Origin of the sequence: Streptomyces sp. NPDC058955 (assembly GCF_042741435.1) — a bacterium.
Classification (GTDB): Bacteria; Actinomycetota; Actinomycetes; order Streptomycetales; family Streptomycetaceae; genus Streptomyces.
The window spans coordinates 53,721-79,888 of sequence record NZ_JBHYKM010000024.1 but is presented as its reverse complement, the minus strand read 5'-3'; the positions used below and the strand labels follow the sequence as shown (position 1 = coordinate 79,888).

The window sequence follows — 26,168 nt, the reverse complement described above, 5'->3', positions numbered from 1 at the left end:
GACGGCCCCCGCTTCCTCCTCACCCACGTCGAGGACATCGAGGAGCGCAAGCGGCACGAGCTCCAGCTCGCCCACCGCGCCTCCCACGACGCCCTCACCGGACTGCCCAACAGCGCCGAGCTGCGCTCCCGGCTCTCCGCCCGGCTCTGCGAGCGCCCCGCGCACACCGGCGCCTACCAGGGGCCCGGCCCCGACGCCGGGTTCGGGTACGGCCCGGACCCGCTGCCCCTCGCCCAGGACGGCTACGAGTACGACCACGAGCACGAGCACGGCTTCGGCTTCGAGCAGGCCGGCGGCGGGGCGTACGACCACCACGTGCACACGGTCGCGCCGACCGGCGGCGACACCGACGACGGCACCAAGGGGCTCGCCGTCCTCTTCTGCGACCTCGACGGCTTCAAGTCGATCAACGACCGCTTCGGGCACCACACCGGCGACGCCGTCCTCATCGAGGTGGCCCGCCGGCTCACCACCGGCGTCAGGGACGGTGACACCGTCGCCCGTCTGGGCGGTGACGAGTTCGTCGTCCTCGCCGACGGCCTCGGCGCCGCCGACGCCGCCGACCTCGCCGTCCGGCTGCGGAACGCGATCATCCCGCCCATCCGGGTGGACGGCCGCGCGGTGCGGGTCGGGGCCAGTTTCGGCATCGGCTGGGCCGAATGCGGGATGACCGTCGAAGAGGTCCTCAACTCCGCCGACCAGCGGATGTACGTGGAGAAACGGTCCCGTGCCAAGGTGCACCGCCGGGCGGGATGATCGTTTGTGAGCGTGACCGCGACGCATGTGAAGCGGGCGTTCAGGTACCGCTTCTATCCCACGGACGGGCAGGCGGCCGAGCTGTCGCGCACGTTCGGCTGCGTCCGCAAGGTCTACAACATGGCGCTCGCCGCCCGTACCGAGGCGTGGGCGCGGCAGGAGCGGGTGAACTACAACGCCACGTCGGCGATGCTGACGGCGTGGAAGAAGACCGAGGAACTGGCGTTCCTGAATGAGGTGTCGTCGGTTCCGCTCCAGCAGTGCCTTCGGCATTTGTAGGCGGCGTTCACGAACTTCTTCGGCAAACGGGCCAGGTACCCACGCTTCAAGTCGAAGAAGAAGTCGCGGAAGTCCGCCGAGTACACCACCAGTGGGTTCCGCTTCCGTGACGGGAAGCTGACGTTGGCCAAGATGGCGGCACCGCTGGACATCGTGTGGTCCCGACCCCTGCCCGAGGGGGTGAAGCCTTCGACGGTGACCGTCTCCCAGGACGCGGCCGGGCGCTGGTACGTCTCGATGCTGTGCGAGGACCCGGCCGTTCAGCCGCTCCCCGTTACGGACACCGCCGTGGGCGTGGATGTCGGCCTCGACCACCTGCTGACCCTTTCGACCGGGGAGAAGATCGTCAACCCCCGGCACGAGCGCCGTGACCGTGCCCGCCTCGCCCTGGCCCAGCGCCGCCTGGCGAAGAAAGGCAAGGGGGACGGCGCCAACCGGGCCAAGGCCCGGCGTAAGGTCGCCAGGATCCACGCCCGGATCGCCGACCGTCGCCGTGACGGCCTGCACAAGCTGACCACTCGGCTCGTTCGTGAGAACCAAACGATCGTGATCGAGGACCTGACCGTGCGCAACATGGTCAGGAACCGGAGTCTGGCCCGCGCCATCAGCGATGCCGCGTGGTCGGAGTTCCGGAGCATGCTGGAGTACAAAGCCCAGTGGTACGGGCGGGAAGTGATCGCGGTCGACCGCTTCTTCCCCTCCTCCAGGCTGTGCTCCACCTGCGGCACCCTTCAGGGGAAGATGCCGCTGCACGTCCGCACCTGGACGTGCGACAGTTGCGGGACGACCCACGACCGGGACGTGAACGCCGCGAAGAACCTGCTGGCCGCCGGACGGGCGGTGTCGGCCTGTGGAGCTGGTGTAAGACCTCAACGGAGTTCTCCGGGCGGGCGGTCGGCGACGAAGCAGGAAGTCTCACGGCGCGAGCCGTAGGAATCCCCTCCCGTCAGGGAGGAGAGCGTCAATCGTTCGGGGTAGGCTCGCCGGGTCGGCGACGGCTGGCGAGCATGGAGAGGATGACCCGGATGGCTGCCGGTAACGACGGCGCGAACAAGCCCGAGGACGACGATCCGTTCGGCTACCTGTACGCGGACGGACAGGCAGCGGCCGGCGGCCGCGCCCCCCAGGGCGGCGGCTACGGCTACCCAGGCCCCGCGCAGGCCCAGCCGGGCGTTCCCCGCACTTCGTACAACCAGGTCAGGACGGTCGGCGAGCGCCAGTACGGGCAGCAGCCGGCCCAGCCGTACGTGCCGCCGCAGCAGCAGGCCGCCTACGGCCAGCCGCACCCGCAGTACGCGGCACCCGAGACCTACGGCGGCGGCCAGCCGCCCCGCCACACCCCGCCCCCGCAGGGCCCCCGCGGCGGCGGCCGCGGCCCCAACACCAAGGGCCTGCTGATCGGCGCGGTCGCGGTCGTCGCGGTCGTCGTCGCCGGCATCACCGCGGCGATCATCGGCAACCAGACCGACAAGAAGGAGCAGACGGCCGGCGGCACGCCGACCGCCTCGGCCCCGGTTACCCCCAGCGAGCAGCCCAGCACTTCCACGGACCCCACCGAGGAACCGACTCAGGCCCCGCTGCCGAAGCAGGACGCGGCGACGCTCACGCTCGGCGGCGTTGCCACCGTCGGCAAGGACATCAAGGGCGCGAAGGGCCCGGGTGGCGCCTACGTGTCGCTCAACGGCGTCGGCGGCTCCGCGAGCTGGGCCGTGGACGTGCCGGAGGCGGGCGACTACACGCTCAAGATCGTCTACAGCGTGCCCGGCAAGGACGCGGACGCCATGCTGACGGTCAACAGCAGCCCGCCGTACAAGGTCAACATGAAGAACTTCGCGCTCGCGCCGGAGGGCGACTGGGAGAAGGGGTGGACCACCACGTACGGCTACGCCACCCTGACCAAGGGCAGCAACTCCCTCAAGATCTCCTGCGAGCAGGGCAACTCCTGCGAGGCGATCATCGACCAGGTCTACCTGGTGGAGGGTAAGGTCGGCGGCTGACTCTGTGTCAGCTGTGGCCGTCGGCCCCGTGCGACCCGGCGGCTACTGGCTGTAGCCCTGGGCCGCTCGGGGGTCGCGGTTCGGGCGCCTACCAATCCGTGCAGTGGTTCTTTGTGCTGCCGTCACCGTTGACGCGAGCTACCTGAATCCCGATGTCGAAAAGGCCGTTGGTGTGCGAGGCCGTGGTGTGCCAGGTGCTCGTCTTGCCGTTTCCCTGCGCGTTCGTACGCCACGGGTAGTAGTGAATTCGTCCGAAGGTGTCCTTGGAAACCAGTCGTATCCGGACGCTGAGCCCGTCGGCGGCGATGTCGGTCAGGGTGAACTTGACGTTAATCGTTGCGTCGGGCCCGTACCAATTGGTCGCGGACATGTCGCCGTAGGCACCGGTCGTGCCGCAGCCCCTGATGACGGTGAAGCCAGTGGCTGCGTTTGCTGACCCGGCCGTCGAAATGGACAGGGCGAGTGCAGAAACGAGAACGCTCGCAGCGGTGATGGCTTTCTTCGGCATGGGCGTATCCCTCGCGGAGTGGGGTCGATTTGTCTAACCCTCGCTCGAATAGTCGAAGAAGCGCCAAATGGAGGGTGATAGTTAGTCAGGTATGGCCCGCGAAGTGCCATTCTTTGGCGTGAAATAATAGATTCTCACGACATCTCCCGGGTGACGCTGATCTTCGGGAGGAGGTCGGCGAGGACCTGAGGGTCGTACTCGCCGGCCACCGGGGCCGCGACCGTGGCCGCCGAGAGGGCGACCGCGTGGGCGAGGCGGTCCGGCCAGGGGGTGGCGTCGATCAGGCCCGCCAGGAGGGCGGCCACCACCGAGTCGCCGGCTCCCGTCGGGTTGCCGTGGACCGGGGCCGGCGGGGTCGCGTGCCAGAGGCCGTCGGGGGTGGCGGCCAGCAGGCCGTCGGGGCCCAGCGACGTGACGACGGCGTGGGCGCCGCGGCGGCGGGCGTCCTGGGTGGCGCGGTGCGGGTCCCGGGAGCCGGTCAGGCCCGCGAGTTCGTCGGCGTTGGGCTTCACCAGGTCGGGGCGGGCGGCGATGCCGCGGCGGAGCGGTTCCCCGGCGGTGTCGAGGAGGACCGGGACGCCGGCGGCGCGGGCCGTACGGATCAGCTCCGCGTAGGCGCCGACGTGGACGCCCGGCGGGAGGCTGCCGCACAGGGCGACGGCGGCGGCGCCGGCGAGCAGCTGCGCGTACCGCTCCCGGAAGGTCGTCCACTCGGCGGCGGTGACGGCGGCGCCGGCCTCGTTGAACGCGGTGGCGTCCCCGGCGCCGGTGTCGACGACGGCGAGCGTGCGCCGGGTCGCCGCCTCGGTGGCGACGAGCGCGTCGGTCAGCCGGGGGACGGGGGCGAGCAGCGCGCGGAGCCGGTCGCCGGTGGGTCCGCCGGCGAAGCCGGTGACGACGGTCTCGTGGCCGAGCGCGGCGAGCACCCGGGCCACGTTGACGCCCTTCCCGCCGGGCCGTTCGGCGCTGCGGGTGACGCGATGGCTGGTGTGCGGGATCAGCGCGGGCACCTCGTAGGTGACGTCCAGCGCCGTGTTGAGGGTGACCGTGAGAATCACCTGTCCACCCCCCGTACTTCCGGTAAGACCTGTGGAGACAGCGCGATCATGCCAAAGGAACGGCGATCGGCCCAGACCCAGGACCGTTCGCCGTCCCGTTTCCGCCCTGATCAGGCGGGATGTCAGGCCGGGGTCAGGCGTTCTGCGGCACCCGGGCGGTGACTCCCTGCGGGGCGACGATCCACTCGCCCTTGCGCATGACGCCCTTCACGTCGAAGGCGTCGTCGAGGACGACGATGTCGGCGTCCTTGCCGGGCTCCAGCGAGCCGACCCGGTCGTAGACGCCGAGGAGGCGGGCCGGGTTGGCGGAGATGGCCTGGACGACGGACTCGACGGGGAGCCGGTCGACGGTGGCGGCGCGCTTGAAGGCGCGGTCCAGGGTGAGGGTGGAGCCGGCGATGGAGCCGCCCTCGACGAGGCGGGCCACGCTGTCCTTCACCTCGACCTCCAGCGGGCCGAGCATGTAGCGCCCGTCGCCGAAGCCGGCCGCGTCCATGGCGTCGGTGATGAAGGCGACGCGCTCGGCGCCGGCGTGGTGGAAGGCCAGCTCCAGGGCGGCCGGGTGGAGGTGGGTGCCGTCGTTGATGAGCTCGACGGTGATCCGCTCGTCCTCCAGGAGCGCGGCGATCGGGCCGGGCGCGCGGTGGCCGAGGCCGGGCATCGCGTTGTAGAGGTGGGTGGCGACGGTGGCGCCGGCGTCGATGGCCTCGACGGTCTGCTCGTAGCTGGCGTCGGTGTGGCCGATGGCGGCGATGACGCCGTGCTCGGCCAGCAGCCGTACGGAGTCGATGCCGCCGGGCAGCTCGGTCGCGAGGGTGACCATCTTGGCCTGCCCGCGGGCTGCGTCGATCAGCTTGAGGACCTCGGCCGGGTGCGGGTCGCGCAGCAGGGTCTCGTCGTGGGCGCCCTTGCGGCAGGGGGAGATGAACGGGCCCTCGAAGTGGAGGCCGGCGATCTCGCCCTGCTCGGCGAGCTCGGAGAGCAGGCCGGCCCGGGCGGTGAGGAAGTCCATGTCGCCGGTGACGAAGGAGGCGACGACGGTGGTGGTGCCGTGCAGCCGGTGGGTGTGGACGCCCTTGAGGACCTCGTCCACGGTGCCGGAGGTGAAGGAGGCGCCGCCGCCGCCGTGGTTGTGCATGTCGACGAAGCCGGGCACCAGCCAGTGGCCGGTGAGGTCGAGGACCTCGGCGTCCTCGGGCGCCGCGCCCGCGATGCGGCCGCCGTCGACGATCACGCGTCCGTTCTCGACGATCCCGGTGGGCAGCACGACGCGTGCGCCGGAGAGAACCTTGTGATCGGACATCAGGCGGAGACCTCCGGGTCGGTGGAGTGCTGGTCGGCGAGCAGGTCCCAGGCGAGGAGGCCCGCGCCCAGGCATCCGGCGGTGTCCCCGAGGGCCGCCGGGACGATGGCGGGCAGCTTCTGGAAGGTCACGCGTGCCTCCACCGCGGCCCGAAGGGGTGTGAACAAGGTTTCCCCGGCCTCGGCCAGACCGCCACCGATGACGAGGGTGCGGGGGTCCAGCAGGGTGAGGGCGGTGACCAGGCCGTCGGCGAGGGCGTCCACCGCCTCCTGCCAGACCCGTACGGCGACGGGGTCGCCGGACTCGACCGCCTTGGCGCAGTCGGCGGCGTCCGCGTCGGGGTCGCCGGACGCCTCGGCCCAGGCGAGCGAGACGGCGGAGGCAGAGGCGTACCGCTCCAGGCAGCCGCGCTGGCCGCAGCCGCAGTCGGTGCCGCCGGGGCGGACGACGATGTGGCCGATCTCGCCGGCGTAGCCGTGGGCGCCGGCCTCGATGCGGTCGCCGATGCCGATGGCGCCGGCGATGCCGGTGCCGAGGGGGACGAAGAGGAAGCGGTCGGCGCCGTTGCCGGCGCCGATGCGGCCCTCGGCGAGGCCGCCGGTGCGCACGTCGTGGCCGAGGGCGACGGGGATGCCGCCGAGCCGGGCGCTGAGGAGTTCGCGCATGGGAACGTCGCGCCAGCCGAGGTTGGCGGCGTAGACGGCGATGCCGTTCTCGGCGTCGACGATGCCGGGGACGGCGACGCCGGCGGCCGCGGCGGGCTCGCCGTACCGCTCCCGGCCGAGGGCGTGGAGCTCTTCGGCGAAGCCGAGGATGGTCTCCACCACGGCCTCGGGGCCGCGGCGGCGCCCGGTGGCGCGGCGGGCCTCGTGGAGCAGGGTGCCGTCCGCCCCGACGAGGGCGGCCTTCATGCCGGTGCCGCCCACATCCAGGGCGATGACGTGTCTCACGGGGGACAGTCTCGCGCGAGACCGCCCTAAAGGTCTAGTCCACTGCCGAGGATTGTTGCGCTCGGATACAAATGCGGGGCCCCTGGTGTGGGGGGTTTGTGGCGAAGGTCCCCCCGGAGTTGCGGAAGTGACACCCGACTGGTGTAGACCTCTTCTTCTGGAGTGGGACAGACTTTCGGACCCTACCCAGGAGTATGTGCAGCTCACTGCTGCTCAACGACGAGCAAAAGGTGGATGAAGCCGTGGAGCGGCGACGATTCCTTGGACTGACCGCGGCCGCCGCCGCCCTGGGCCTGACCGCCACGGTCGCCGGCTGCGGCACCCTCGGCGGTGACGGCGGCGACGTGACCCTGCGCCTGGTCGCCGCCGACTACGACCTCACCGGCGGCACCACCACCAAGAAGTACTGGGACGACCTCGTCGCCGCCTTCCAGGCCGGCCACCCGGGCATCAAGGTCCAGGTGCAGATCGAGTCCTGGGACGACGTCGACCGCAAGGTCGCCGAGATGGTGAAGGCCGGCCAGGCCCCGGACGTCGCCCAGATCGGCGCCTACGCCGACTACGCCGCCGCCGGACAGCTCTACTCCGCCGACGAACTCCTCACCATCCCGGTGCAGGCCAACTTCGTCCCCGCCCTCGCCGAGGCCGGCCAGCACGAGCGCACCCAGTACGGTCTGCCGTTCGTCGCCTCCACCCGCCCCCTCTTCTACAACGCCGACCTCTTCGACAAGGCCGGCGTGGAGCCCCCCACCACCTGGGACGAGCTGGCCGAGGCCGCGCGGAAGCTCAAGGAGGACGGCGTCCGCACCCCCTTCGCCCTTCCCCTCGGCCCCGAGGAGGCCCAGGCCGAGTCCCTGATGTGGCTGCTCGCCGCCGGCGGCGGCTGGACCGACGAATCCGACCGGTACGCCATCGACTCCGAGGCCAACGTCGAGACCTTCACCTGGCTGAAGGACGAGCTCGTCGGCCAGGGCCTCACCGGCCCCATCGCCCCCGGCAAGCTCAACCGCAAGGCCGCCTTCGCCGCCTTCGCCCGCGGCGAGGTCGGCATGCTCAACGGCCACCCCTCGCTCGTCCAGGAGGCCGCCAAGCAGGGCGTCAAGGTCGGCCAGGCCCCGCTGCCCGGCGTCGACGGCCCCGCCAAGGCCACCATGGGCGTCGCCGACTGGATCATGGGCTTCAAGCAGAACGGCCACCGCAAGGAGATAGGCACCTTCCTCGACTTCGTCTTCAGCGACGAGAACGTGCTCAAGTTCGCCGGCGACAACGACCTGCTGCCCGTCACCGTCACCGCCTCCACCCGCATGGAGAGCGACGCCGAGCACGCCGGCCTGCGCGAGTTCCTGAAGGCGCTGCCCACCGCCCAGCTCCCGCCGGTCGGCAAGACCTCCTGGGCCAAGGTCAGCGAGACCATCAAGGGCGGCATCGGCAAGGCCGTCACCCCCGCCGGCCGCCCCGACGACGTCCTCGGCACCATCGCCCGCACGGCGACGGCGGCGGAGGCGGCGGAGTAGCGCCCTTATATAGGTTGGTCGTATGACCGAAGAGCACCCGCCCGCGACCGACTCCTCCGAGCTGGGGGAGCGGGAGCGGGCCGTGCTCGCCGTCGAGCGCCGCTCCTGGCCCGGCCCCGGCGCCAAGGAGCGGGCCGTCCGCGAGGGCCTCGGGCTCTCGCCGACCCGCTACTACCAGCTCCTCAACGCCCTCCTCGACGACCCGCGCGCCCTCGCCCACGACCCGGTCACGGTCAACCGGCTGCGCCGGGTCCGGGAGGAGAAGCGGCGCCGGCGGTAAACCCGTCCGGGCGGGTGAGTCCGGCCACGCTGACGCCGGGCGAAGGCGTCGGTAGGGTCGGCCGTATGGTCAGCAGCCTTCCGCACCCGGCCACACCCGCCGGCCGCGACGGCCTGGACGCGCTCCTCGCGCGCCCCTCCGAGGCCGTCGTCGCCCTCGACTTCGACGGGACGCTCGCCGAGATCGTCCCCGACCCCGAGCGGGCCCGCGCCCATCCCGGCGCCGTCCCCGCGCTCGCCGCCCTCGCCCCCCACCTGGCCGCCGTCGTCATCGTCACCGGCCGCCCCGCCGGGGTCGCCGTCCGCCACGGCGGGCTCGCCGGGGTCCCCGGCCTCGACCACCTCACCGTCCTCGGCCACTACGGCGCCGAACGCTGGGACGCCGCCACCGGCACCGTCACGGCCGCCGCCCCGCACCCCGGGGTCGCCACCGTCCGCGCCGAACTCCCCGGCTTCCTCGACCGGCACGGCGCCTGGCCCGGCGTCTGGATCGAGGAGAAGGGCCGCGCGGTCGCCGTCCACACCCGCCGCGCCCAGGACCCGCAGGGCGCCTTCGAGGCCCTGAAGGACCCGCTGGGCGGGCTGGCCGCCGCGCACGGCCTCGTCCTGGAGCCGGGCAGGCTCGTCCTGGAGCTGCGGCCCCCGGGCATGGACAAGGGCGTCGCCCTGGCGGAGTTCGTACGGGAGAAGGGCGCCGGGTCCGTGCTGTACGCCGGGGACGACCTGGGCGACCTGCCGGCCTTCGCCGCCGTGGAGAAGCTGCGCGGCGACGGCCTGCCCGGGCTGCTCGTCTGCTCCGGCTCGACGGAGGTCCCGGAGCTGGCCGAGCGCGCGGACCTCGCGGTGGACGGCCCGGCCGGCGTCGTCGCGTTCCTCGGGGAACTGGCGAGGGCGGTACGGGTCGATCAGTGCGCGGCCGGGTTGGCCACGGTGATCGTCAGGTCGTCGCCGGCGTCGCCGGTGACGGTGACCTTCACGCCGTGTCCGGCGACCTTGACGCTGGCCTGCGGCGCCGAGGTGTCGTAGTAGGCGTTCGGGTCCGTGTCGTCGAAGACCGGGATGCCGGGCGCCGACGGGGCGCAGGCGGCGAGGGTCTGGACGGTCTGCTGCTTGCCCTTGCCGGCCAGGACCTCGGTGTGGAGGCAGGTGGCGTCCGTGGCCTCCAGGCCGAAGGTGGCGTCGAAGGGCTGGCGGCGGTTGCTGGGCGCGGCGCCGTTGGGGTACGTGAACGGCGTCGGGCGGGCGTCGACGGCCATGGCCGAGCCGCCGCCGGGGTGGTTGCTGACGTTGTTGTCGTCGTAGGACCGGTCGACGTACCAGACGAGCATGCCGTTCTGGTAGCGGAAGTACTCGACCCAGTCGGGGGCGGTCAGCGGCTTGCTGAACTGGTACGGGCCCTCGGCGAGGAGCGCGTCGGCGCCGACGTACTCGCGGTTCTCCACCAGGTAGTACTGCGGGTAGGTGGCGGACTCGGTGCCGGTGGAGACCTTCCAGCGGCCCTGCGCGGTCCAGCCGTTGGCACCCTGCTCGACGTCGTCCGTGACCAGGGTCGTACCGCCGCTGGACAGCGCGATGTCGTCCAGGAAGGCGCCGGCGAGGTGCACGCCGCCGTCCGTCTGGTAGCGGAAGCGGAAGAGCGAGGGCTGACCGGCGGCGTCGTAGGAGAAGCGCAGGGTCGTCCACCGGCCGGCCGAGGAGCCGTCGACGGCCTCGCCGGCGCGGGCCCAGGTGGCGCCGCCGTCGAGGGAGTACTCGGCGAAGAGGTAGTCGAAGTCCGCCTCGATCTCGTACCAGGCGCTCGCCTTCACGGTGACGCGCGGGGCGGCCGGGACGGAGCGGGTGAGGGCCTGGTTGAGGCCGTCCGCCGAGCCGGTCCACCAGGCGTGCGCGCCGGAGGTCGGGGTGGCGTAGGTGGTGCTGGCGGCCTTGTCCGGGAGCGCGACGCGGACCGCCTGCGCCTTGCCGGCCTCCTGGAGGGCGGCGGGGCTCAGGGTGTGGCTGCCGGTGGCACCGAGCGGCGCGTCGACGTAGTCGAGCCAGCCGAGGAAGAGCTTCTCCTCGGCGCCCATCAGACCCGGGTGGGTGCCGATGCCGGCGTCGGCGGCGGCGCCGTGGCCGAGCCAGGAGCCGGAGCTCATCAGGGTCCAGAAGGCGGTGGAGTTCTCGCCGCCGTCGGTGTCGTAGTAGTCCGGCAGGCCGAGGTCGTGGCCGAACTCGTGGCAGAAGACGCCGAGTCCGCCGTTCTCGCCCTCGGTGGTGTAGTCGCCGAGCCAGTACTTGGACTGGCCGATGCGGGCACCGCCGGCCTTGTTCTGCGTACCGGCGACCTCGGGCCCGGTCAGGCCGTAGTCGTCGCCGTTGACGTACCAGCGGTGCGACCAGATGGCGTCCTCGCCCTGGGCGCCGCCGCCGGCGTCCTCGCCCATGCCGGCGTGGACGGCCTGGAAGTGGTCGATGTAGCCGTCGGCCTCGTCGAAGTTGCCGTCGTGGTCCCAGTCGTTGCGGTCCCAGACGTCGAACTGGGCGAGGTACGCGTCGATCTCGGCCGGCGACTTCCCGGCCGCGATCTGCGCGTCCCACCAGGCGTTGCCGGTGTCCTGGATGAAGGCCCACGAACCGCCGTTGTCCTCCACGGCGTTGTCGCCGTAGGTGGAGGCGTTGCCGGGGACCTTGACCCAGTCCTCGACGACGTTGGAGACGGAGTAGGCGCCGTTCGACAGCTTCTCGTAGTACGTCTTCATCGACTCGCCGGAGCCGTTGAAGAGGTTCTCGTAGTACGCCTTGTCGAAGTCGGGGGCCCAGGCGTTGGAGTTGTCCGTGGCCCGGTCCGGCTGGGGTATCTGGTTGTGCAGCGGGCCGGGGACGGTGCCGAGCTTGCCGGAGCCCTGGTCGCCGAACTCGGAGAGGATCGTGAGGATCTTCTCCTGCCGCACGGCGGTGGTGGTCTCGGTCTCGGCGAACTTCCCGGGCGCGACCTCGACGACGCCCCGGGCGTTCGCCTTGGCCTTGCCCTTGGCGACCAGGTCGATCGCCTTCTCGCGCAGCTCGGTGCGCTGCTTGGTGAGCGGCCCGGGCCGGTTGTCCGACCGGTGCGCGCTGCTGCCGGACGGAGCGGAGTCCCCGGCTTCCTGCGCGGCGGCGGGGGTGAGCCCCGCAGCGAGGAGTGCGGTGAGCGCAGACCCGAGGGTCATGCCCACGACAATCTTCTTCACGTGGTGCGATCCCTTCGCTCACATGCGGGGGGTGTGCCGCATGGTTCGCGTGGTTCCGTTGAGGGTGTACGGATCGCCTGGGGGAACGATCGCGCAGAGTCTGACACGAGAGACCCCCTCAGGAGGAGAGGTCGTCTCCGATTAACGGAACCGAATCACCGGAGCAATGCGCGCCGGCGGCGATGCGGCTCTTCGTGCCGCGGCTCCGAGCCGCCCGGTGGTGGAACCCGCACCGACCGTGGTGGGGGCCGGGTCGCGGCGCGGCGGGAGCGGTACGGGGTGAGGCGGAGCCCGTACGCGACGGACCGGCGCCCCGTGCGCCCGCCCGCGCCGCCGTCCGTCCGAGACCGACCGCCGCAACCGCCCCCAGCCCGTTTCGACCTCGGCCCAGGCCAAGCAACCACGGCGGCGGGGGAGCCGACCGGTCGTCCGTCACGTGGCCCCCGGCAACCCCCACCGGCCCCGGCCACGCTTCCCTCGAAGACACCGCCCTCGGCCCCCGGCGGCGGAGGGATCGTCGCGGCGAGGGTGGGCGGGGGGCGCGCCTGCGCGGAGCGTGGCCTTACCTGCTTAAGACGGAGCGGGGTGGGCGAGGCGCTGACCTGCGGCTTCACGAGCGGTTCTACCTAGAAGTGGGTAATGTGACCCAGAATTGGGTAAACTTGAAGAGTGGTCATTCATTTCTGGATGGCTCCTTTCAACCGTGGGGGTAGTCTGTGCGTGCAGGTCGAAGGGTCACCCTGATCAAGACCGTCAACCGGTCGACCGGCGAGGTGAACGACCTCACCGTGCACTCGTCGGTGTCGGCCACGGTGGCCCTCTGGTTCAGAGGAGGAGGGTTCACCACCATGGGATACGCGGCACACCTGGCTCTCGCAGACGCCGATCTCAGCGCGGCTTCGTACAAGCTGTTCCACAAGATGTGCGCCATCCAGAACCGCAAGGATCACGGCCTGGTGCGGGTGGAGAGTCAGACGAAGTTCGCCGAGCTGGTCGGCATGTCCCAGTCATCGGTCTCGCGCAGCCTCAAGCAGCTCGCCGAGGCCGGTTTCATCTACCCCGACGGCCGCGACTGGCGCCTCCGCCCCGACTTCGTCTTCAACGGCAACGGCGCCGCCCAGGGCCGGGCCATCCAGAACATCCCCGCCGACAGCACCGACCCGTACACCGGGCAGGCGCCCAGCCTCACCGTCATCGACGGCGGCGACGACAGCGACGACGACTGAAGTCCGGCCCGCGTGGTGGTCAGGTGATCGGGTGCTCCCAGTGCAGGGAAACCGCCCGGTCGATCCAGTACCGGTGGGACGCGGGTGTCACGCGGAGCCGTACGGAGTCGATTTCCGGTGCTCCGGCGTCCTGCCAGGCGATGAGGGACCGCTCGACGTCATCCCAGAGTGCCACCGGGCCGCCCTGCCGGACGGTCCACTGATCGCCGTCGGTGATGAACTCGGCGAACGACTCCCGTTCCGGATCGAACAGGAACCGCAAGGGTGAGCCGTCTCCGTTCGTCGCTCGGACGAACTGGGCTCCCGGCACCGCCAGTTGAGCAAGGAAGGCGGGCATCCACTCCTCCAGGATGAGCGGGGAGATCAGAGCGGCCCGATCGCTGTCCGGATAAGCGGTCCGGGCGGAGAGATCGCCCGTCACAGGGAGCAGCGCTTGGGCACGCGCCTGCATGAAGGAGGAGCAGCCGACGATCGTGCCCTCGGCGGTGCCGTCGTCGCCGACGGTGAGCTTCGCGAGGCCGGTTCCCCAGGGCCAGGAACCGACCGTCGCGAGGATGACGCCCCCGCTCTTCGTCTGCCGGACCCATGAGTACGGGATGCGGCGGACCGCGCAGGTGGCGATGACCCGGTCGTACGGGGCCCGGTGCGGGTGGCCGAGGAGGCCATCACCGGTCACGGTCCATGTCGAGAAGCCGGCGGTTTCGAGGGCGGCATCGGCGCGGGCGGCCACCTGTGAGTCGACCTCGACCGTGGCGACTCCGTCCTCCCCGAGGTAGTGGCACATCAGGGCCGTGGAATAGCCGGTGCCCGTACCGATCTCCAGGGCCCGGTGGTCCTCCGTGAGGTCCAGGGCCTCGATCATGGCGACGACGGTGGCCGGGTCGGTGGAGGAGGATGTCGGCACGCCCGTGACCGGTCCGTCGGCCTGGTCGGCGGTGAGCCGGCCGTTGAGCTGCGTGGTGAGGGTGTCGAGTCGATACGCGATCCTCAGCCACTCGTCCGGAGCGGTGTCGAGCGCTATGACGGGCCTCCAGGCCCGTCCCTCGTCGAGGAACACCCCGGGGTGGAGGAAGAGTTCGCGGGGGACGGCCTCCACGGCCGTGCGCAGCCAGCGCGACCTCAAGACCCCCCGCTCCGTGAGCAGGTCGGCCATGCGGCGCCGTTCGGACGCGGCGTCGGTCATCGGCAGTTTCCTTCCATGAGCAGATCGGCGAAGGCGGCGGACATCGGGAGGCCGGTCTCCGTCTCCAGCCATCCCCACTGCCCGTTGGGGTTCAGCTCCAGCCACCAGTGGTTTCCCGCCCGGTCCACCGCGAGGTCGAAGCTTCCGGACACCAGGTTCAGGCGGTCCAGGTATTCGCGCAGGGCGCTGTCCAGGGAGTGAGAGAGACGCTCGACGGAGTACGTCAGGACGCTGTAGTCCCTGCGCCAGTCCAGCATTCCGGAGTCGATGCGTACGGCGAACGTCCGCCGGCCCACGATCAGGACCCGGAGGTCGGCGACCTTGTCCACGCGCGCCTGGAACAGGTGGGGCGTGACTCGGACACCGTCGTCGATCTCGTCAGGGCTGACGGGGGCGGCCCATCCGGTCACCGGCACGCCGTTACGCGTGTAGGGGGTCCACCGCAGCGTCTTGGAGATCGTGTCGCCCTGAAGGCGGATGAACTCACGTGCTTCGACGGGGTCGTTGGTGACGAGGGTGCGGGGGACGGCGAAGCCGAGCTGCTGGGCGAGAGCGAGCTGCGCGGGTTTGTAGTCGGCCGCGGCGATGCGTAACGGATGGTTGACCCAGAGCGGGCGATGCAAGGCGTAGAGCGTACCTCCGAGCCCGTAGCGGACCTGAGCCGCCGCGAAACGGGAGTCGTCCGGCGACAGGTGGGGGAACGACGGCCATACCGGGCGGCGCCAGTACACCGACCGCACACAAGTCAGGTCGGCGGTTCTCGAAGGGGTGCGCACGTGCCCGGCCACAGGGGTCGGGCACGTGCCGAACCGAGCCGAGACCGTGAGGTCCCCTCCGATGTCAGCGGGGTCGAACCGGACCACCGGCACGTCACGCCGGTTGAGCTCGCCGATCACCATGTCGGCGGTGATGTCGTCCGGCTCGGTGACCACCAGAACCGGCCTCTTCTCGATCACGGCCATCAGTCCTGACTGCTGTCCTGGTCGTGCCCCTGGTCGTTCCGGGAGTCCGAGTTCGTCGTCGTGGAGGTCTCGGTGCCGGAGCTGGTGCCGTGCTTGCCCATCTCAACCACCCGACCGGCGCCGTCGCGGAACACTCCGAGCTGCGTGGTGGGGTCGACGGTGACGGTGGCGTGGGGACGGCGGAGGACGGTCGGGTAGGGCGCGAGTCGCGCGGCACCCCAGGGACGGGTGGAGGCGAGCGAATCGGAGCTGGTCATAGGACTCCTCGGAAACGTGAGAGAGGTGTCTGCCTCAGGAGGGAACGGGTTGGATGTTGTCGGCTGCCGTCGTCCACTCGATCCCGGAGGGAGGCCGGATGTGTGCGAGCCGTACCGTGCCGTGGCTGTGCAGTTCATGGGTGACGGCGACGAGCACGCCTTCCCCGCGAGAGGCGATGTCGCGGACGGGCGTGTTCAGGAGTGGATGCTGCTCGTGACCGTCGGGACCTACCGGGTTCATCTCCCGGATTCCTGTCGGGCCTCGACGCGGCGCATGAAGCGCTCCCAGCCGTCGGCGGCCCGCATGCGCAGGGCCCGGCTCGGAGCCCCGGGCCGGGGTGCCGGCGGGACGTGCGTACGACTGGCGGTGACGGTGGGGGTCCGGTGCGACGGTTCGGAGGGTGACACGCTTCCGCTCCTTTCGGTGAGAGGCCATCCGAGGGTCCGACCCTCGGAGCGGTGTGTGACCAGTGAACGACGATCCGTTACCTTCTCCCAGAGCGGACTTCGCGCTGTTCCCGGGCGTTTTCCGGGCGTTGGCCCCCAGGGTGCGGGGATGGGTGTTCTCGTGAGGAGATGCCGGTGACGTCGAGGCGAGAGCGGCTTTCCGAACGGCGCGTGGCGCGGGGCTACTCTCAGGAGGAGTTCGCGGAAGCGCTCGCGGTGGCCGCGTCCACCGTGGTCCGCTGGGAAAGCGGCCGTGCCACCCCGAGGCCGCATCAACGTCCCAGGATCGCCGACCTGTTGGGAGTGACCCTCGCCGACCTGGAAGCGCTCCTCTTCGCGGGAAGCCCGGGCGAGACCGTCGTCCTTCCCGACCCCCCGTCCCTCCTCCACAGTGATGATGACGACATGAAGCGTCGCGAAATGCTGGGTCTGCTCGCCGTGACGGGCGCGTTGGTCGCCCTGCCCGGTTCCGGCGAACCGCCCCGGGGGCGCACCGCGGCCACACTCCTGGAGACGGGGGATGCTCTGCACCGTGGTCTCTGGCAGGTCTACGTGCTGTCGGACGCCAAGCAGTCCGTCTTTCCCATGGTCCGCGGTCAGCTCGATGTCCTGGCGAAGGGACTGGCCGAGGCGCGTACGTCAGCGGACCGGGTCCGGCTGTGCCGGATGACGGCCAGTCTCTACCAGCTCGTCGGGGAGCTTTACTTCGACGCCGACCGGTACACCGAGGCCGCCCAGTGCTACACGCTGGCTGCCCAAGCGGCTCATGCCGGCGGGGATCACGACCTGTGGGCCTGTGCCATGACCCGTCACGCCTACGTCGAGCTGTACGCACAGCGCCCGCCCGCCGCACAGCCCCTTCTCGCGGCGGCGTCCCGGGTGGCCCTGCGGGGCGACGGCACGCTCTCCACCCGTCACTGGGTCGCAGCAGTCCAGGCGCAGGCGTACGCGGCGATGGGTGACCTCGACGCCTGCACTCGGGCCCTCGACGAGGCCGACAAAGTGCACACGCTGGACGGCGCCCACTCCCACAACGGGGGCTGGCTCCGCTTCGACGGCTCCCGCCTCGCCGAGGAACGAGGGGCCTGCTATCTCCAGTTGGGTCGCCCTGACCTTGCCGAGGACGCCCTCACCGCCGCCCTCGCGCAGCCGCTGTCTTTGCGCCGGCGCGCCGCCGTCCTGAGCGACCTCGCCGCCCTCGGGGCGTACCGGCGTGACGTCGACCAGGTTGTGCACTACGCGGAGCAGGCGGTCGCGCTCGCAGGCCGGTCTCACTCGGGGTACATCGGCAGGAAACTGGACGGACTCCGGGCGCATATTGCCCCGCTCATGGCCGATGGACGAGTCTCGGATCTGGATCACCGAATCGCGGCGCTTCCGCGTACCGCATGACGAAGGGGACACGCGCATGAGTGACGGTCGGATCTTCCGCGAGGCATGGATCGCCGGGGTGAACAAGCACTACCCCGGCGAGCCGAAGCCCGGGTACATCACGCCGTGGGACGAGACGCCCACATGGGAGCGCGAAGCCGCCGCCGCCGTGTGCGGGCAGGTGCGGGACTTCATCGCGGTCAGCGGAGGGCATGCCGCGCGGCTCACCCGCGAGCAGAAGGGCCGTTTCGTCGCGATCTGCTGGACCGCCCAGATGTTCCGGCACTTCGAGGACCCGAAGCCGGGGTATGTCGCGGACTGGGCCGAGCTGCCGACGTGGCAGCGGGAGACGGACGCGGACATCTTCGAGCGTATCGAGCGGACCGTCTGACCTCGGGAACGACGACGCCTCCGCCCGGAGCGATCCGGCGGAGGCGGTTCGGCGTCGGATCACCGGAGCAGCAGGTCCACCACGCCCGTCAGGTCCTCCGACGGGTCGCCTTCCGCCAGGCGGCGTCGCATCAGGGCGAAGTAGGGGGTGAGGAGCTCCGGGCTGACGCCCTGGTCGGCGGCGGTGGTGAGGAAGGTGGGGGTGCCGGCCGTCTGCATGCCGAGGTTGCTGACCACGTCCGTCGTGTAGTCGCCGGTGTTCAGCTGGGCGGCGGTCTGGGTGACGTGGGGGGCCGCCATGGCCGTGAGCCACTCGGTGAGGAGGGGGGCCAGGGAGGCCGGGTCGATGTCCTCCTTGCGGATCAGGGCGAAGGCGTGGGCCGCGCCGGCGAACATGCCGTACATGGCGCTGAGCAGGGCCACGTCGTGGAGGGCCGCGTGGCCGGGGTCCGTGCCCACGTAGCGGGTGGCGGCGGGGACGGCGAGGGTCGGGGCGTGGGTGTCGAAGAGGGCCTGCGCGCCGCTGTAGAAGACGTAGCCGCCCGCCTCCGGGACGCCGATCATCGGCGGGACGGCCATGATGCCGCCGTCCAGGTAGCGGGCGCCGCGGGCCTCGGCCCAGGCGGCCCGGGCGCGGGCCTCGGCCGGGGTCGTGGTGGTCAGGTTGACGACGTCCTTGCCGGTGAGGTCGGTGCCGTCGAGCGCGGCCTCGACCGAGGCGTCGTCCAGGAGGCAGACGATCACGAGGGGGCTCGCGGCGACCGCCTCCGCTGCCGTCGCGGCGGCCGCCGCGCCCTCCGCGGTCAGCGCCCCGGCCCGGGCGGCGGTGCGGTTCCAGACGGTGAGCGGGTGGCCGGCGGCGAGCCAGGTGCGGGCGAGGGCGGTGCCCATCGCGCCGAGGCCGAGGAGGGTGACGGGGGGCTTGGGGAGGGGGTTCGCTGTCATGGGTCAAGGCTGTGGCAGGGCTCTGACCTGCTCAAGTACCCACTTCGGAGTGGGTGGTTACCCTGAGGTGAGCGAGCAGGTCAGGAGGGTGGACATGGCGACCGTCAACCGGCCCGAGGAGGACGGCGGGCACGTCTGTGGCATCGACACCGCCATGGAGGTGATCGGCGGCAAGTGGAAGGTGCTCATCCTGTGGGCGCTCCACGAGGGGCCCGAGCGGCGCTTCGGGGAGCTGCGGCGGATGGTGCCGGGCATCACCGAGAAGGTCCTCGCCTCGCACCTGCGGGAGATGGAGGCGGACGGGATCGTCCGCCGCGTCGCGTACGAGGAGGTCCCGCCGCGGGTCGAGTACGGGCTCACCAAGGACGGCATCCGGCTCAACGACGCCCTGGAACCGCTCGCGGCCTGGGGCCGTGAGCGGCGCGAGCGGGAAGACACGGTCTAGGACGGGTTCCGGAGGGCCTCCAGCTGGTCGAGGAACCAGCGCTGGGGCGGCAGGGCGGTGGCCGCCTCCGCCAGGCGGGCCGTGCGCGCGGCGCGTTCGTCCTCGGGCATGCTCAGGGCCTGGTGGAGGGCCTCGGCGGTCGCGGAGACGTCGTACGGGTGGACGGCGAGGACGTCCTTGCGCAGCTCCTGGTAGGCGCCGGCGCCGGTCGACAGGACCAGGGCGCAGCCGGCGTCGGAGACCACCGGTATCTCCTTCGCGACCAGGTTCATGCCGTCGCGGACCGGGTTCACCAGGGCCACGTCGGCCATGCGGTAGGCGGCGAGGGAGCGGGTGAAGTCGTCCTCGACGGAGACCAGGACCGGCTGCCAGTCAGGGGTGCCGAACTCGGCGTTGATCTCCTCGGCCAGCGCGACGACGGAGGCCGTGTACGCGCGGTACGACTCCAGGTCCTGCCGGGAGGGGTAGGCGGAGGCCAGGTGGACGACCCTGTCCCGCCACTCGGGGTGCGTGGTGAGCAGTTCGCGGTAGGCGAGCAGGCCGCGGAGGATGTTCTTCGAGAGCTCGGTGCGGTCGACGCGGACGATGGTCTTCCGGTCCCCGACCTCCTCGCGGAGGCGGGCCAGCCGCTCGTCGACCTGGGGGCGGTGGGCGAGGGCCCGCAGGTCGTCGCCGTCGACGCCGAGCGCGTACACCTGGACCCGGGTGCGGCCCTTCCCGACGCCGTACCGCCGCCACTCCACCCCGTACCAGGGGTCGCCGCTCGGCCAGACGCCCTGCGCCATGCCGGTGGAGTCGTCCCGCTGGGAGCAGCAGCCGATGAAGTACGACGCCCATCCCCAGGTGTGGAAACCGAGCTCGTCCGCGCCGAGCATGCCCCACAGCAGCTCCTCGGTGATGTCGTCCGGCACCATCCGCAGGTACTCGGACGACACCCACGGGGTGTGGGTGAAGTGGCCGATCCTGAGGTCGGGGCGGAGCTCCCGGAGCATCCCGGGGACCAGCGCCAGGTGGTAGTCCTGCACCAGGACCGCCGCGCCCTCGCCGGCCTCGGCGGCCAGCGCCTCGGCGAAGGCGCGGTTGTAGGCGCGGTACGACTCCCAGCGGCGGCGGAACTCGGCGTCGAAGACGGGCTCGCGCGGGATGTCGTACAGGTGGTGGTGGAGGAACCAGAGCATCGAGTTCGCGATGCCGTTGTACGCGTCCGCGTACACCTCCGGGTCGATGTCCAGCATCCGCACCCCGGGCTCGGCGACGCCGCGCCGGACGGCCTCGCGGTCGCCGTCGCCGAGCGCCGCGCACACCCAGAGGCTGTCCTGGGAGTCCACGGCGCTCAGGCCGGAGACGAGGCCGCCCCCGCCCCTGCGGGAGGAGAGCGTGCCGTCGTCACCGAGCGTGTACGAGACGGGCCCCCGGTTGGATGCCACGAGTACGGAAACCATGTGGCGAACCTAGCCCGTCCCGTAAACGCTCAAACGTACGTATACGAGACGCGTGGATCCGGCCACGCTGTGTCGCGTCGCAGGTCAGCCCGCGTCAGCTGCGTCGGCCGCGCATCGCCGCCTTCGCCACCAGACCCGTCGCCGCGAGGACGACCGCCAGCGCGCCGAGCAGCCACAGCCGCTCCCCGTTGCCGCCGGTCTCGGCCATCGAGCCGCCGCCTCCCGCGGTGCCGTGGCCCGGACCCGGCCCCGGGGCCGGCGCCACGGCGGTGGTCGCGGAGGGTGAGGTGGTCGGGTCGGTGGGCTCGGCCGTCGGTGTCGGCGTCTGCGTCTGTGTCGACGGCGTCGGGGTCGGCGTCGGTGACGAGGAGGACGGGGACGGGGACGGGGACGCCGTCGGCGTCTCCACCACCGGGGCCACCGCGCACGCCGGGTCCTCGCTGCCCTGGCCGCAGTTGGAGCGCGGGGAGGTCACCTGGACCGCGTTGCGGACCTTCCCGTCCCCGGTGGCCGGGTCCTTCACGGTCACCGAGTACGTCACGGTGGCCGTCTTCCCGGCCGGGATGTCACCGCTCCAGCGGATCCGCGGTTTCTCGTACGTGAGCTTCCCGAGGTCCGCCCTCGCGTCGCCCGCGTAGGCGGCGTCGTCGAGGGTGCCGGTCAGGTCGTCGGCGAAGGAGGCGTCCGGGTAATCGAGCCCGCTGACGTTCTTCGCGGTGATCGTGTACGTGAGGGTGTCGCCCGGCTTCACCGTGCGCGGGTGCGCCGTCTTGGTCACCTCCAGGTCCGGCACCGGCACCGAGAAGGCGAGCCCGGAGGGTACGTAGGTGTCGCCCTTGGTGGCGAAGGTCAGCTCCGCCGAGGTCGCGCCGACCGGGATCGCGTCCTCCGGGACGTCGAAGTCCTTCGCGTCGATGGACAGGTTGTCGGTGAGGTCGGGGGAGACCGCGCCGTCGTCCTCGCTGACGAAGAAGTTGTCGCCGTTGCCCGTGTGGGCCTCGGTGACGTTCTTCCCGTCCACGAGGAACGTGTCGCCGGGCGTGTTCCAGTCGCCCTCGTACGCCGTCACGCTCGCCCGCGCCTGCCCCGGGGAGCGGTGGAAGCCGTCCACCGTGATCGTGGTGGCCGGGGAGGTCGAGCGCTGGAGCACGTGCCCGCCGTAGACGTGCACGGAGCGCCGCTCCGGGGCCTTCACGGGGTCGGGGCCCGGGAAGCGGTGGACGACGGTGAGGGACCAGCCGGCGACGCAGCCCTTGCCGTTCGGCGCCCACACCCCGCCCACGCCGACCGCCACCGGCGCGCCCGTCCCCGAGACGCCCGCGAAGGCGGCGGTCACGTCGGACTCGCCCGTGTAGTAGTGCGGCCCGCTGGTGTCGGCCGGGTCGACGACCATGCTGTCGATCGAGACCGGCGCGGCCGGCTTCCCGCCGACCGTGAGCAGCGGGGCCGTGGTCGCCGGGTCGCCGGGGGAGCGCTCGACGTCCGCGCCGGAGATGTCGCAGCGGTTCAGCGGCGCCCCGCTGGGTCCCCGGTACGTGCCGTCGTTGCCGCCCCAGGAGAGCCGGGCGTACGCCACCTCCGCGCCCTCGGGGATCCGGACCCGGCCGGTGCTGGAGCCGTGGTCGCCGCCGGTGCCGTCGGTGTCGAGGCGCCGCATGACGAAGGCGTTGTTGTTGTCGGCGCCCTCGCCCCTGGTGGCGGCGGCGCAGCGGGCCGCCAGGTCGGCGGGGGCGGTCGGGCAGCCCATGACGGTGTTGCCGAGGGTGGTGAAGTCCCCGTACAGGGACTCCTGGTACCGCTGCCCGAAGGGTTCGACGACATCGGCGGCGGCCGGTCCGGCCGCCGCCAGCGGGAGGGCGGTCGCGGCGAGGAGGCCCGCCGCGAGCACCCGGGCGGGGTGAGATCGTACGAAGCGCATAAAAGGGCAATGTAGGCAAAACGCATCATCTACGGGCGTTACGCCACGCGGCGGTGCGCTCGCTCCTCGACCGCGGCCCCGTCGCCGCCCCGGTCAGGCCACGCGCCGCTGCGCGTACTCCGTGATCTCGGCCATCGGCGGGCGCTCCTCCGTGTCCACCGCGTACGTCCGCGGCTCGAAGCCCTCCGGCCCCCGCTCGAACTGGGTCAGCCGGGGGCGTACGAGATGGCCGCGGGAGAGCCGCAGCTGCGCCGTCCGGTAGATCGCCGCCGCCATCCGGCCCAGCGCCCGGCCGTCCTGGTGCCGGTGCTTGCGCACGCCCACGTCCACCTGCGCGAGCGCGTCCAGGCCCACCGTGTGCAGCGCGTCGACGAGCAGGCCCAGCTCCACTCCGTAACCGACGGGGAAGGGGAGCCGTTCGAGCAGCGAGCGGCGCGCCGCGTACTCGCCGCCCAGCGGCTGGACGAAGCCGGCCAGCCGCGGCCAGTGCAGATTGAGCAGCGGGCGCGCCACCAGTTCCGTCACGCGTCCGCCCTGACCAGGGGTGTCTCCGAACGGGCGGTCGTACATCGCCTTCACGAAGTCCACGTCCGGGTCCGTGAGCAGCGGGCCCACGATCCCCGTCACGAAGTCCGCCGAGAAGTCCCGCAGGTCCGCGTCGACGAAGCAGACCACGTCCCCGCTCGTCACCATGAGTGAGCGCCACAGGACCTCGCCCTTGCCCGGGACGGCCGGGATCCGGGGGAGTATGTCGTCCCGCGCGACCACCCGCGCGCCGGCCGCCGCCGCGACCTCGGCCGTGCGGTCCGTGGAGCCCGAGTCGATCACCACCAGCTCGTCCACCAGCGGCACCGCCTCGGTCATCAGCTCGCGCCGGATCACGCTGACGATGTCCCCGACGGTCGCCTCCTCGTTCAGCGCGGGCAGCACCACGCTGACCGTCGTCCCCCGCTTGGCGGCGAGCACCCGCTCCAGGGGCCGGTCGGACACGGACCAGGACCGCCGGGTCAGCCAGCGCTCCACTTCTTCCAGCAACGTGATCTCCATCTCGCGGATCGGACGACCGTCTCCACCTTCGAAGCCTTCGGTTACAGTCTTGAACAACGCGGAGGCCCGATGCATGTCGGGGTCCCACCCGCGTCCCACAATCGAATACCGCTCATCCAGAGGGGCAGAGGGATACGGCCCGTTGAAGCCCCGGCAACCCTCCAGTCGGTTTGTCTTGCGCCAGCGAGGCCCCCGGCTAGGGAAGGTGCCAAATCCGTCTCATGGCGAAATGCGCCGTGAGGAAGATGAGGAGAAAGGGCCTCGCCTCCATGGCTGTACAGACCGTCGCACCCGCCACCGCCGCTGCCGACAACGCCGCCCCCGCCCCCGCCGTCGACCTCGGTCCCGCGTCCGGACTTTCCTGCCGCGAGTGCGGCGAGGTCTTCGCCCTCGGCCCGATCTTCGCCTGTGAGCTGTGTTTCGGCCCGCTCGAAGTGGCCTACGACCTGCCGGCCGGCGACCCCGAGGAGCTGCGGAAGCGGATCGAGGCCGGCCCCGCGAACATCTGGCGGTACGCGCCCCTGCTGCCCGTCCCCGCCGACGTCGCCGAGAAGCCGAACCTGAACCCCGGCTGGACCCCGCTCGTCAAGGCCGACAACCTCGCCCGCGAGATCGGCGTCGCCCCCGGCAAGCTCTACGTCAAGGACGACTCCGGCAACCCGACCCACTCCTTCAAGGACCGGGTCGTCGCCCAGGCCATCGAGGCCGCCCGCGCCTTCGGCTTCACCACCCTCTCCTGCTCCTCCACCGGCAACCTGGCCGGCGCCGTCGGCGCCGCCGCCGCCCGCGCCGGCTTCCGCTCCTGCGTCTTCATCCCGCACGACCTGGAGCAGGGCAAGGTCGTCATGGCCGGTGTCTACGGCGGTGACCTGGTCGCCATCGAGGGCAACTACGACGACGTCAACCGCTTCTGCTCCGAGCTCATCGGCGACCCGCTCGGCGAGGGCTGGGGCTTCGTCAACGTCAACCTGCGTCCGTACTACGGCGAGGGCTCCAAGACGCTCGCGTACGAGATCTGCGAGCAGCTCGGCTGGGTCATCCCCGACCAGCTGGTCATCCCGATCGCCTCCGGCTCCCAGCTCACCAAGATCGACAAGGGTCTGCAGGAGCTCATCAAGCTCGGCCTGGTCGAGGACAAGCCGTACAAGATCTTCGGCGCCCAGGCCGAGGGCTGCTCCCCGGTGTCGGCGGCCTTCAAGGCCGGCCACGACGTGGTCCGCCCCCAGAAGCCGAACACCATCGCCAAGTCCCTCGCGATCGGCAACCCGGCCGACGGCCCGTACGTCCTCGACATCGCCCGCCGCACCGGCGGCGCGGTGGAGGACGTGAACGACGAGCAGGTCGTCGACGCGATCAAGCTGCTGGCCCGGACCGAGGGCATCTTCGCCGAGACGGCGGGCGGCGTGACCGTCGGCGTGGCGCGCAAGCTCGTCGAGGCCGGCGTCATCGACCCGAACCTCACCACCGTCGTCCTCAACACCGGCGACGGGCTCAAGACCCTGGACGCCGTGGCCGACAGCTCTCAGGCGACCGCCACCATCCGCCCGAGCCTGGACGCGTTCCGCGACGCGGGCCTGGCCCACTGAAAGGTCCGTGAAGCCACCATGGCCGTGAACGTCCGCATCCCCACCATCCTCCGCACCTACACCGGCGGTCAGGCCGAGGTCGCCGCCGAGGGCGCGACCCTCGCCGAGGTCATCGCCGACCTGGAGAAGAACCACACCGGCATCGCCGCCCGCGTCCTCGACGACCAGGGCAAGCTGCGCCGCTTCGTGAACGTCTACGTGAACGACGACGACGTCCGCTTCGAGCAGGGCCTGGAGACCGCCACGCCGGACGGCGCGGGCGTCTCGATCATCCCGGCCGTCGCCGGCGGTTGCTGACCGTTACCTGTTGGTAGCCTCCGCTACAGAATTGCCCCTTCCGCGAGAGAAAGCGGAGGGGGCAATTCTGCATGGTTGAGCGCGGTAGAGTTGGGGAAGTCCCCTCCGCCGCTCATGCCGGACGCATATGAGGGCGGGCTCGGACCTGACAAGAATGCGACAACAAGCGGCCGAAAAGCGCGCACAGTCTGCCCCTTATGTGCCTTTCGCCCGGCCCGACTTGCCCCGCAATTCCAGCATTTCTTCCTGATCCCCCTTTCCGCTCCCCTCAGAATTCCCGGTCGATTGCCCTGTTGCAGAGGGCAGTTGGACAGATACATTCAGCGGCGGTCGACGCGTTCCGGCGCAGGTTCTGACCCGGGTCCGCGAAGTGCGGGTCCGCTCAAGGGCCAGTACGTAATAGGGGAGTTAGGCATGGCTCAGGGCACCGTCAAGTGGTTCAACGCGGAGAAGGGCTACGGCTTCATCGCGGTCGACGGTGGTGCGGATGTTTTCGTCCACTACAGCGCCATCCAGATGGATGGGTACCGCAGCCTCGAAGAGGGCCAGCGAGTCGAGTTCGAGATCTCGCAGGGTCAGAAGGGTCCGCAGGCGGACATGGTCAAGGTGACCGCCTGAGGCGCGGCGCGATCGGCCACCGACGTCTCGTCGTCGAGGGGCCCGCATCCCCAGGGATGCGGGCCCCTCACGCGTTCCCGGACCCGGTGGCGTGGAGGTGCCCGATCCACGAGAGTCGCTTGCGCCCGCCCGTCGCCCGGCCACCACCCCTATAGGAGCCTCTTCGAGGCGCTTGCAC

23 protein-coding genes, 2 pseudogenes and 1 riboswitch are annotated in these 26,168 nt (G+C 71.3%); of the genes and pseudogenes, 13 read left to right on the top strand and 12 right to left on the bottom strand.

All coding sequences use genetic code 11. The annotated features are described in order from the left end of the window. The 3 genes and pseudogenes from ACFW1I_RS12655 to ACFW1I_RS12645 all read left to right on the top strand — a co-directional run. On the top strand, positions 1 to 756 hold a 756-nt coding region (locus ACFW1I_RS12655; protein ID WP_384669209.1), incomplete at its 5' end, for a diguanylate cyclase domain-containing protein. 12 nt (positions 757 to 768) lie between these two features. Continuing rightward, a pseudogene (locus tag ACFW1I_RS12650) lies at positions 769 to 1,968 on the top strand (RNA-guided endonuclease InsQ/TnpB family protein). A 92-nt stretch (positions 1,969 to 2,060) separates the two neighbouring features. Next, positions 2,061 to 3,032, top strand: a complete 972-nt coding sequence (locus tag ACFW1I_RS12645; RefSeq protein ID WP_384669208.1) for a carbohydrate-binding protein — start codon at positions 2,061 to 2,063, stop codon at positions 3,030 to 3,032. A gap of 88 nt (positions 3,033 to 3,120) precedes the next feature. Here ACFW1I_RS12645 and ACFW1I_RS12640 read toward each other — a convergent pair whose 3' ends face one another. From ACFW1I_RS12640 to ACFW1I_RS12625, 4 genes are all read right to left on the bottom strand, one after another. Beyond that, positions 3,121 to 3,540, bottom strand: coding sequence for a hypothetical protein (locus ACFW1I_RS12640; RefSeq protein WP_384669207.1), 420 nt, complete (start codon positions 3,538 to 3,540; stop codon positions 3,121 to 3,123). A 134-nt stretch (positions 3,541 to 3,674) separates the two neighbouring features. Next, on the bottom strand, positions 3,675 to 4,598 hold the full coding sequence (locus ACFW1I_RS12635; RefSeq protein ID WP_384669205.1) for a 1-phosphofructokinase family hexose kinase: 924 nt from the start codon (positions 4,596 to 4,598) through the stop codon (positions 3,675 to 3,677). A 133-nt stretch (positions 4,599 to 4,731) separates the two neighbouring features. Next, complete coding sequence (gene nagA / locus ACFW1I_RS12630; RefSeq protein WP_384669204.1) at positions 4,732 to 5,901, bottom strand: N-acetylglucosamine-6-phosphate deacetylase; 1,170 nt, start codon at positions 5,899 to 5,901, stop codon at positions 4,732 to 4,734. Continuing rightward, positions 5,901 to 6,851 (bottom strand): ROK family protein, encoded by a 951-nt coding sequence (locus tag ACFW1I_RS12625; protein WP_384669203.1) that lies wholly within the window; start codon positions 6,849 to 6,851, stop codon positions 5,901 to 5,903. The genes nagA and ACFW1I_RS12625 overlap by 1 nt, the downstream gene beginning before the upstream one ends. 230 nt (positions 6,852 to 7,081) lie before the next feature. On the opposite strand from ACFW1I_RS12625, the gene ACFW1I_RS12620 reads away from it, so the two are divergent. From ACFW1I_RS12620 to otsB, 3 genes are all read left to right on the top strand, one after another. Further along, positions 7,082 to 8,365, top strand: a complete 1,284-nt coding sequence (locus ACFW1I_RS12620) for an extracellular solute-binding protein (protein WP_384669213.1) — start codon at positions 7,082 to 7,084, stop codon at positions 8,363 to 8,365. A 22-nt stretch (positions 8,366 to 8,387) separates the two neighbouring features. Continuing rightward, positions 8,388 to 8,645, top strand: a complete 258-nt coding sequence (locus ACFW1I_RS12615; protein WP_384669202.1) for a DUF3263 domain-containing protein — start codon at positions 8,388 to 8,390, stop codon at positions 8,643 to 8,645. A 65-nt stretch (positions 8,646 to 8,710) separates the two neighbouring features. Then, positions 8,711 to 9,670 (top strand): trehalose-phosphatase, encoded by a 960-nt coding sequence (otsB, locus tag ACFW1I_RS12610; RefSeq protein ID WP_384669200.1) that lies wholly within the window; start codon positions 8,711 to 8,713, stop codon positions 9,668 to 9,670. Here the strand turns inward: otsB and ACFW1I_RS12605 are convergent. Then, positions 9,634 to 11,835, bottom strand: a pseudogene (locus tag ACFW1I_RS12605) (immune inhibitor A domain-containing protein); the annotation flags it as partial. The gene otsB and the pseudogene ACFW1I_RS12605 sit on opposite strands and share 37 nt — an antisense overlap. A 737-nt stretch (positions 11,836 to 12,572) precedes the next feature. Between ACFW1I_RS12605 and ACFW1I_RS12600 the strand changes: the two are divergent. After that, a complete protein-coding gene (locus ACFW1I_RS12600; RefSeq protein WP_384669199.1) occupies positions 12,573 to 13,082 on the top strand; it encodes an ArsR family transcriptional regulator in 510 nt (169 codons plus the stop codon). 19 nt (positions 13,083 to 13,101) lie between these two features. On the opposite strand, the gene tgmC is transcribed toward ACFW1I_RS12600, so the two are convergent. The 3 genes from tgmC to tgmA are packed head-to-tail and all read right to left on the bottom strand — an operon-like array spanning position 13,102 to position 15,484. Further along, on the bottom strand, positions 13,102 to 14,265 hold the full coding sequence (gene tgmC, locus ACFW1I_RS12595; RefSeq protein ID WP_384669197.1) for an ATP-grasp peptide maturase system methyltransferase: 1,164 nt from the start codon (positions 14,263 to 14,265) through the stop codon (positions 13,102 to 13,104). Continuing rightward, complete coding sequence (gene tgmB / locus ACFW1I_RS12590) at positions 14,262 to 15,227, bottom strand: ATP-grasp ribosomal peptide maturase (protein WP_384669196.1); 966 nt, start codon at positions 15,225 to 15,227, stop codon at positions 14,262 to 14,264. Before tgmB ends, tgmC begins: the two co-directional genes overlap by 4 nt. Next, positions 15,227 to 15,484 carry a putative ATP-grasp-modified RiPP gene (tgmA, locus tag ACFW1I_RS12585; RefSeq protein ID WP_384669195.1) on the bottom strand — a complete coding sequence of 86 codons (258 nt, stop codon included), beginning with the start codon at positions 15,482 to 15,484 and terminating at the stop codon, positions 15,227 to 15,229. Before tgmA ends, tgmB begins: the two co-directional genes overlap by 1 nt. A 582-nt stretch (positions 15,485 to 16,066) precedes the next feature. Between tgmA and ACFW1I_RS12580 the strand changes: the two genes are divergently transcribed. Together ACFW1I_RS12580 and ACFW1I_RS12575 are read left to right on the top strand one after the other, a co-directional pair. Then, entirely contained in the window at positions 16,067 to 17,323 is a 1,257-nt protein-coding gene (locus tag ACFW1I_RS12580; protein WP_384669193.1) for a multiprotein-bridging factor 1 family protein, read from the top strand. Between the two features lie 16 nt (positions 17,324 to 17,339). Beyond that, complete coding sequence (locus ACFW1I_RS12575) at positions 17,340 to 17,693, top strand: hypothetical protein (protein WP_384669192.1); 354 nt, start codon at positions 17,340 to 17,342, stop codon at positions 17,691 to 17,693. A gap of 59 nt (positions 17,694 to 17,752) precedes the next feature. Here the strand turns inward: ACFW1I_RS12575 and ACFW1I_RS12570 are convergent, their stop codons facing one another. Beyond that, complete coding sequence (locus tag ACFW1I_RS12570; protein WP_384669190.1) at positions 17,753 to 18,637, bottom strand: NAD(P)-dependent oxidoreductase; 885 nt, start codon at positions 18,635 to 18,637, stop codon at positions 17,753 to 17,755. 94 nt (positions 18,638 to 18,731) lie between these two features. Here ACFW1I_RS12570 and ACFW1I_RS12565 point away from each other — a divergent pair, with 94 nt between their 5' ends. After that, positions 18,732 to 19,082 carry a winged helix-turn-helix transcriptional regulator gene (locus ACFW1I_RS12565; RefSeq protein WP_384669189.1) on the top strand — a complete coding sequence of 117 codons (351 nt, stop codon included), beginning with the start codon at positions 18,732 to 18,734 and terminating at the stop codon, positions 19,080 to 19,082. On the opposite strand, the gene ACFW1I_RS12560 is transcribed toward ACFW1I_RS12565, so the two are convergent. The 3 genes from ACFW1I_RS12560 to ACFW1I_RS12550 form a co-directional block, all read right to left on the bottom strand. Continuing rightward, entirely contained in the window at positions 19,079 to 20,524 is a 1,446-nt protein-coding gene (locus tag ACFW1I_RS12560; protein WP_384669188.1) for a trehalose-6-phosphate synthase, read from the bottom strand. The two genes, ACFW1I_RS12565 and ACFW1I_RS12560, sit on opposite strands and share 4 nt — an antisense overlap. A gap of 94 nt (positions 20,525 to 20,618) precedes the next feature. Beyond that, entirely contained in the window at positions 20,619 to 22,442 is a 1,824-nt protein-coding gene (locus tag ACFW1I_RS12555) for a hypothetical protein (RefSeq protein WP_384669187.1), read from the bottom strand. Between the two features lie 93 nt (positions 22,443 to 22,535). Further along, the gene (locus tag ACFW1I_RS12550; RefSeq protein ID WP_384669211.1) at positions 22,536 to 23,477 is read right to left on the bottom strand and encodes a glucosyl-3-phosphoglycerate synthase; all 942 of its coding nucleotides are present in this window, start codon (positions 23,475 to 23,477) and stop codon (positions 22,536 to 22,538) included. Between the two features lie 121 nt (positions 23,478 to 23,598). Then, positions 23,599 to 23,741: riboswitch (SAM riboswitch) on the top strand. 17 nt (positions 23,742 to 23,758) lie between these two features. Between ACFW1I_RS12550 and thrC the strand changes: the two genes are divergently transcribed. The 3 genes from thrC to ACFW1I_RS12535 all read left to right on the top strand — a co-directional run bounded on the left by thrC (position 23,759) and on the right by ACFW1I_RS12535 (position 25,990). Continuing rightward, a complete protein-coding gene (gene thrC / locus ACFW1I_RS12545; RefSeq protein ID WP_384669185.1) occupies positions 23,759 to 25,075 on the top strand; it encodes a threonine synthase in 1,317 nt (438 codons plus the stop codon). A gap of 18 nt (positions 25,076 to 25,093) precedes the next feature. After that, positions 25,094 to 25,372 (top strand): MoaD/ThiS family protein, encoded by a 279-nt coding sequence (locus ACFW1I_RS12540; RefSeq protein ID WP_031012286.1) that lies wholly within the window; start codon positions 25,094 to 25,096, stop codon positions 25,370 to 25,372. Positions 25,373 to 25,786: 414 nt separating this feature from the next. After that, complete coding sequence (locus ACFW1I_RS12535; protein WP_030498267.1) at positions 25,787 to 25,990, top strand: cold-shock protein; 204 nt, start codon at positions 25,787 to 25,789, stop codon at positions 25,988 to 25,990. Positions 25,991 to 26,168 lie beyond the last annotated feature (178 nt).

Bases quoted from the DNA above. Each gene is read 5' to 3' on its own strand.
- ACFW1I_RS12555 (WP_384669187.1), bottom strand. From the start codon at position 22,442: ATGCGCTTCGTACGATCTCACCCCGCCCGGGTGCTCGCGGCGGGCCTC.
- thrC (WP_384669185.1), top strand. From the start codon at position 23,759: ATGGCTGTACAGACCGTCGCACCCGCCACCGCCGCTGCCGACAACGCC.
- ACFW1I_RS12540 (WP_031012286.1), top strand. From the start codon at position 25,094: ATGGCCGTGAACGTCCGCATCCCCACCATCCTCCGCACCTACACCGGC.
- nagA (WP_384669204.1), bottom strand. From the start codon at position 5,901: ATGTCCGATCACAAGGTTCTCTCCGGCGCACGCGTCGTGCTGCCCACC.
- ACFW1I_RS12645 (WP_384669208.1), top strand. From the start codon at position 2,061: ATGGCTGCCGGTAACGACGGCGCGAACAAGCCCGAGGACGACGATCCG.
- ACFW1I_RS12640 (WP_384669207.1), bottom strand. From the start codon at position 3,540: ATGCCGAAGAAAGCCATCACCGCTGCGAGCGTTCTCGTTTCTGCACTC.
- ACFW1I_RS12615 (WP_384669202.1), top strand. From the start codon at position 8,388: ATGACCGAAGAGCACCCGCCCGCGACCGACTCCTCCGAGCTGGGGGAG.
- tgmB (WP_384669196.1), bottom strand. From the start codon at position 15,227: ATGGCCGTGATCGAGAAGAGGCCGGTTCTGGTGGTCACCGAGCCGGAC.
- ACFW1I_RS12575 (WP_384669192.1), top strand. From the start codon at position 17,340: ATGAGTGACGGTCGGATCTTCCGCGAGGCATGGATCGCCGGGGTGAAC.
- ACFW1I_RS12560 (WP_384669188.1), bottom strand. From the start codon at position 20,524: ATGGTTTCCGTACTCGTGGCATCCAACCGGGGGCCCGTCTCGTACACG.
- tgmA (WP_384669195.1), bottom strand. From the start codon at position 15,484: ATGACCAGCTCCGATTCGCTCGCCTCCACCCGTCCCTGGGGTGCCGCG.
- ACFW1I_RS12565 (WP_384669189.1), top strand. From the start codon at position 18,732: ATGGCGACCGTCAACCGGCCCGAGGAGGACGGCGGGCACGTCTGTGGC.
- ACFW1I_RS12570 (WP_384669190.1), bottom strand. From the start codon at position 18,637: ATGACAGCGAACCCCCTCCCCAAGCCCCCCGTCACCCTCCTCGGCCTC.
- ACFW1I_RS12535 (WP_030498267.1), top strand. From the start codon at position 25,787: ATGGCTCAGGGCACCGTCAAGTGGTTCAACGCGGAGAAGGGCTACGGC.
- tgmC (WP_384669197.1), bottom strand. From the start codon at position 14,265: ATGACCGACGCCGCGTCCGAACGGCGCCGCATGGCCGACCTGCTCACG.
- otsB (WP_384669200.1), top strand. From the start codon at position 8,711: ATGGTCAGCAGCCTTCCGCACCCGGCCACACCCGCCGGCCGCGACGGC.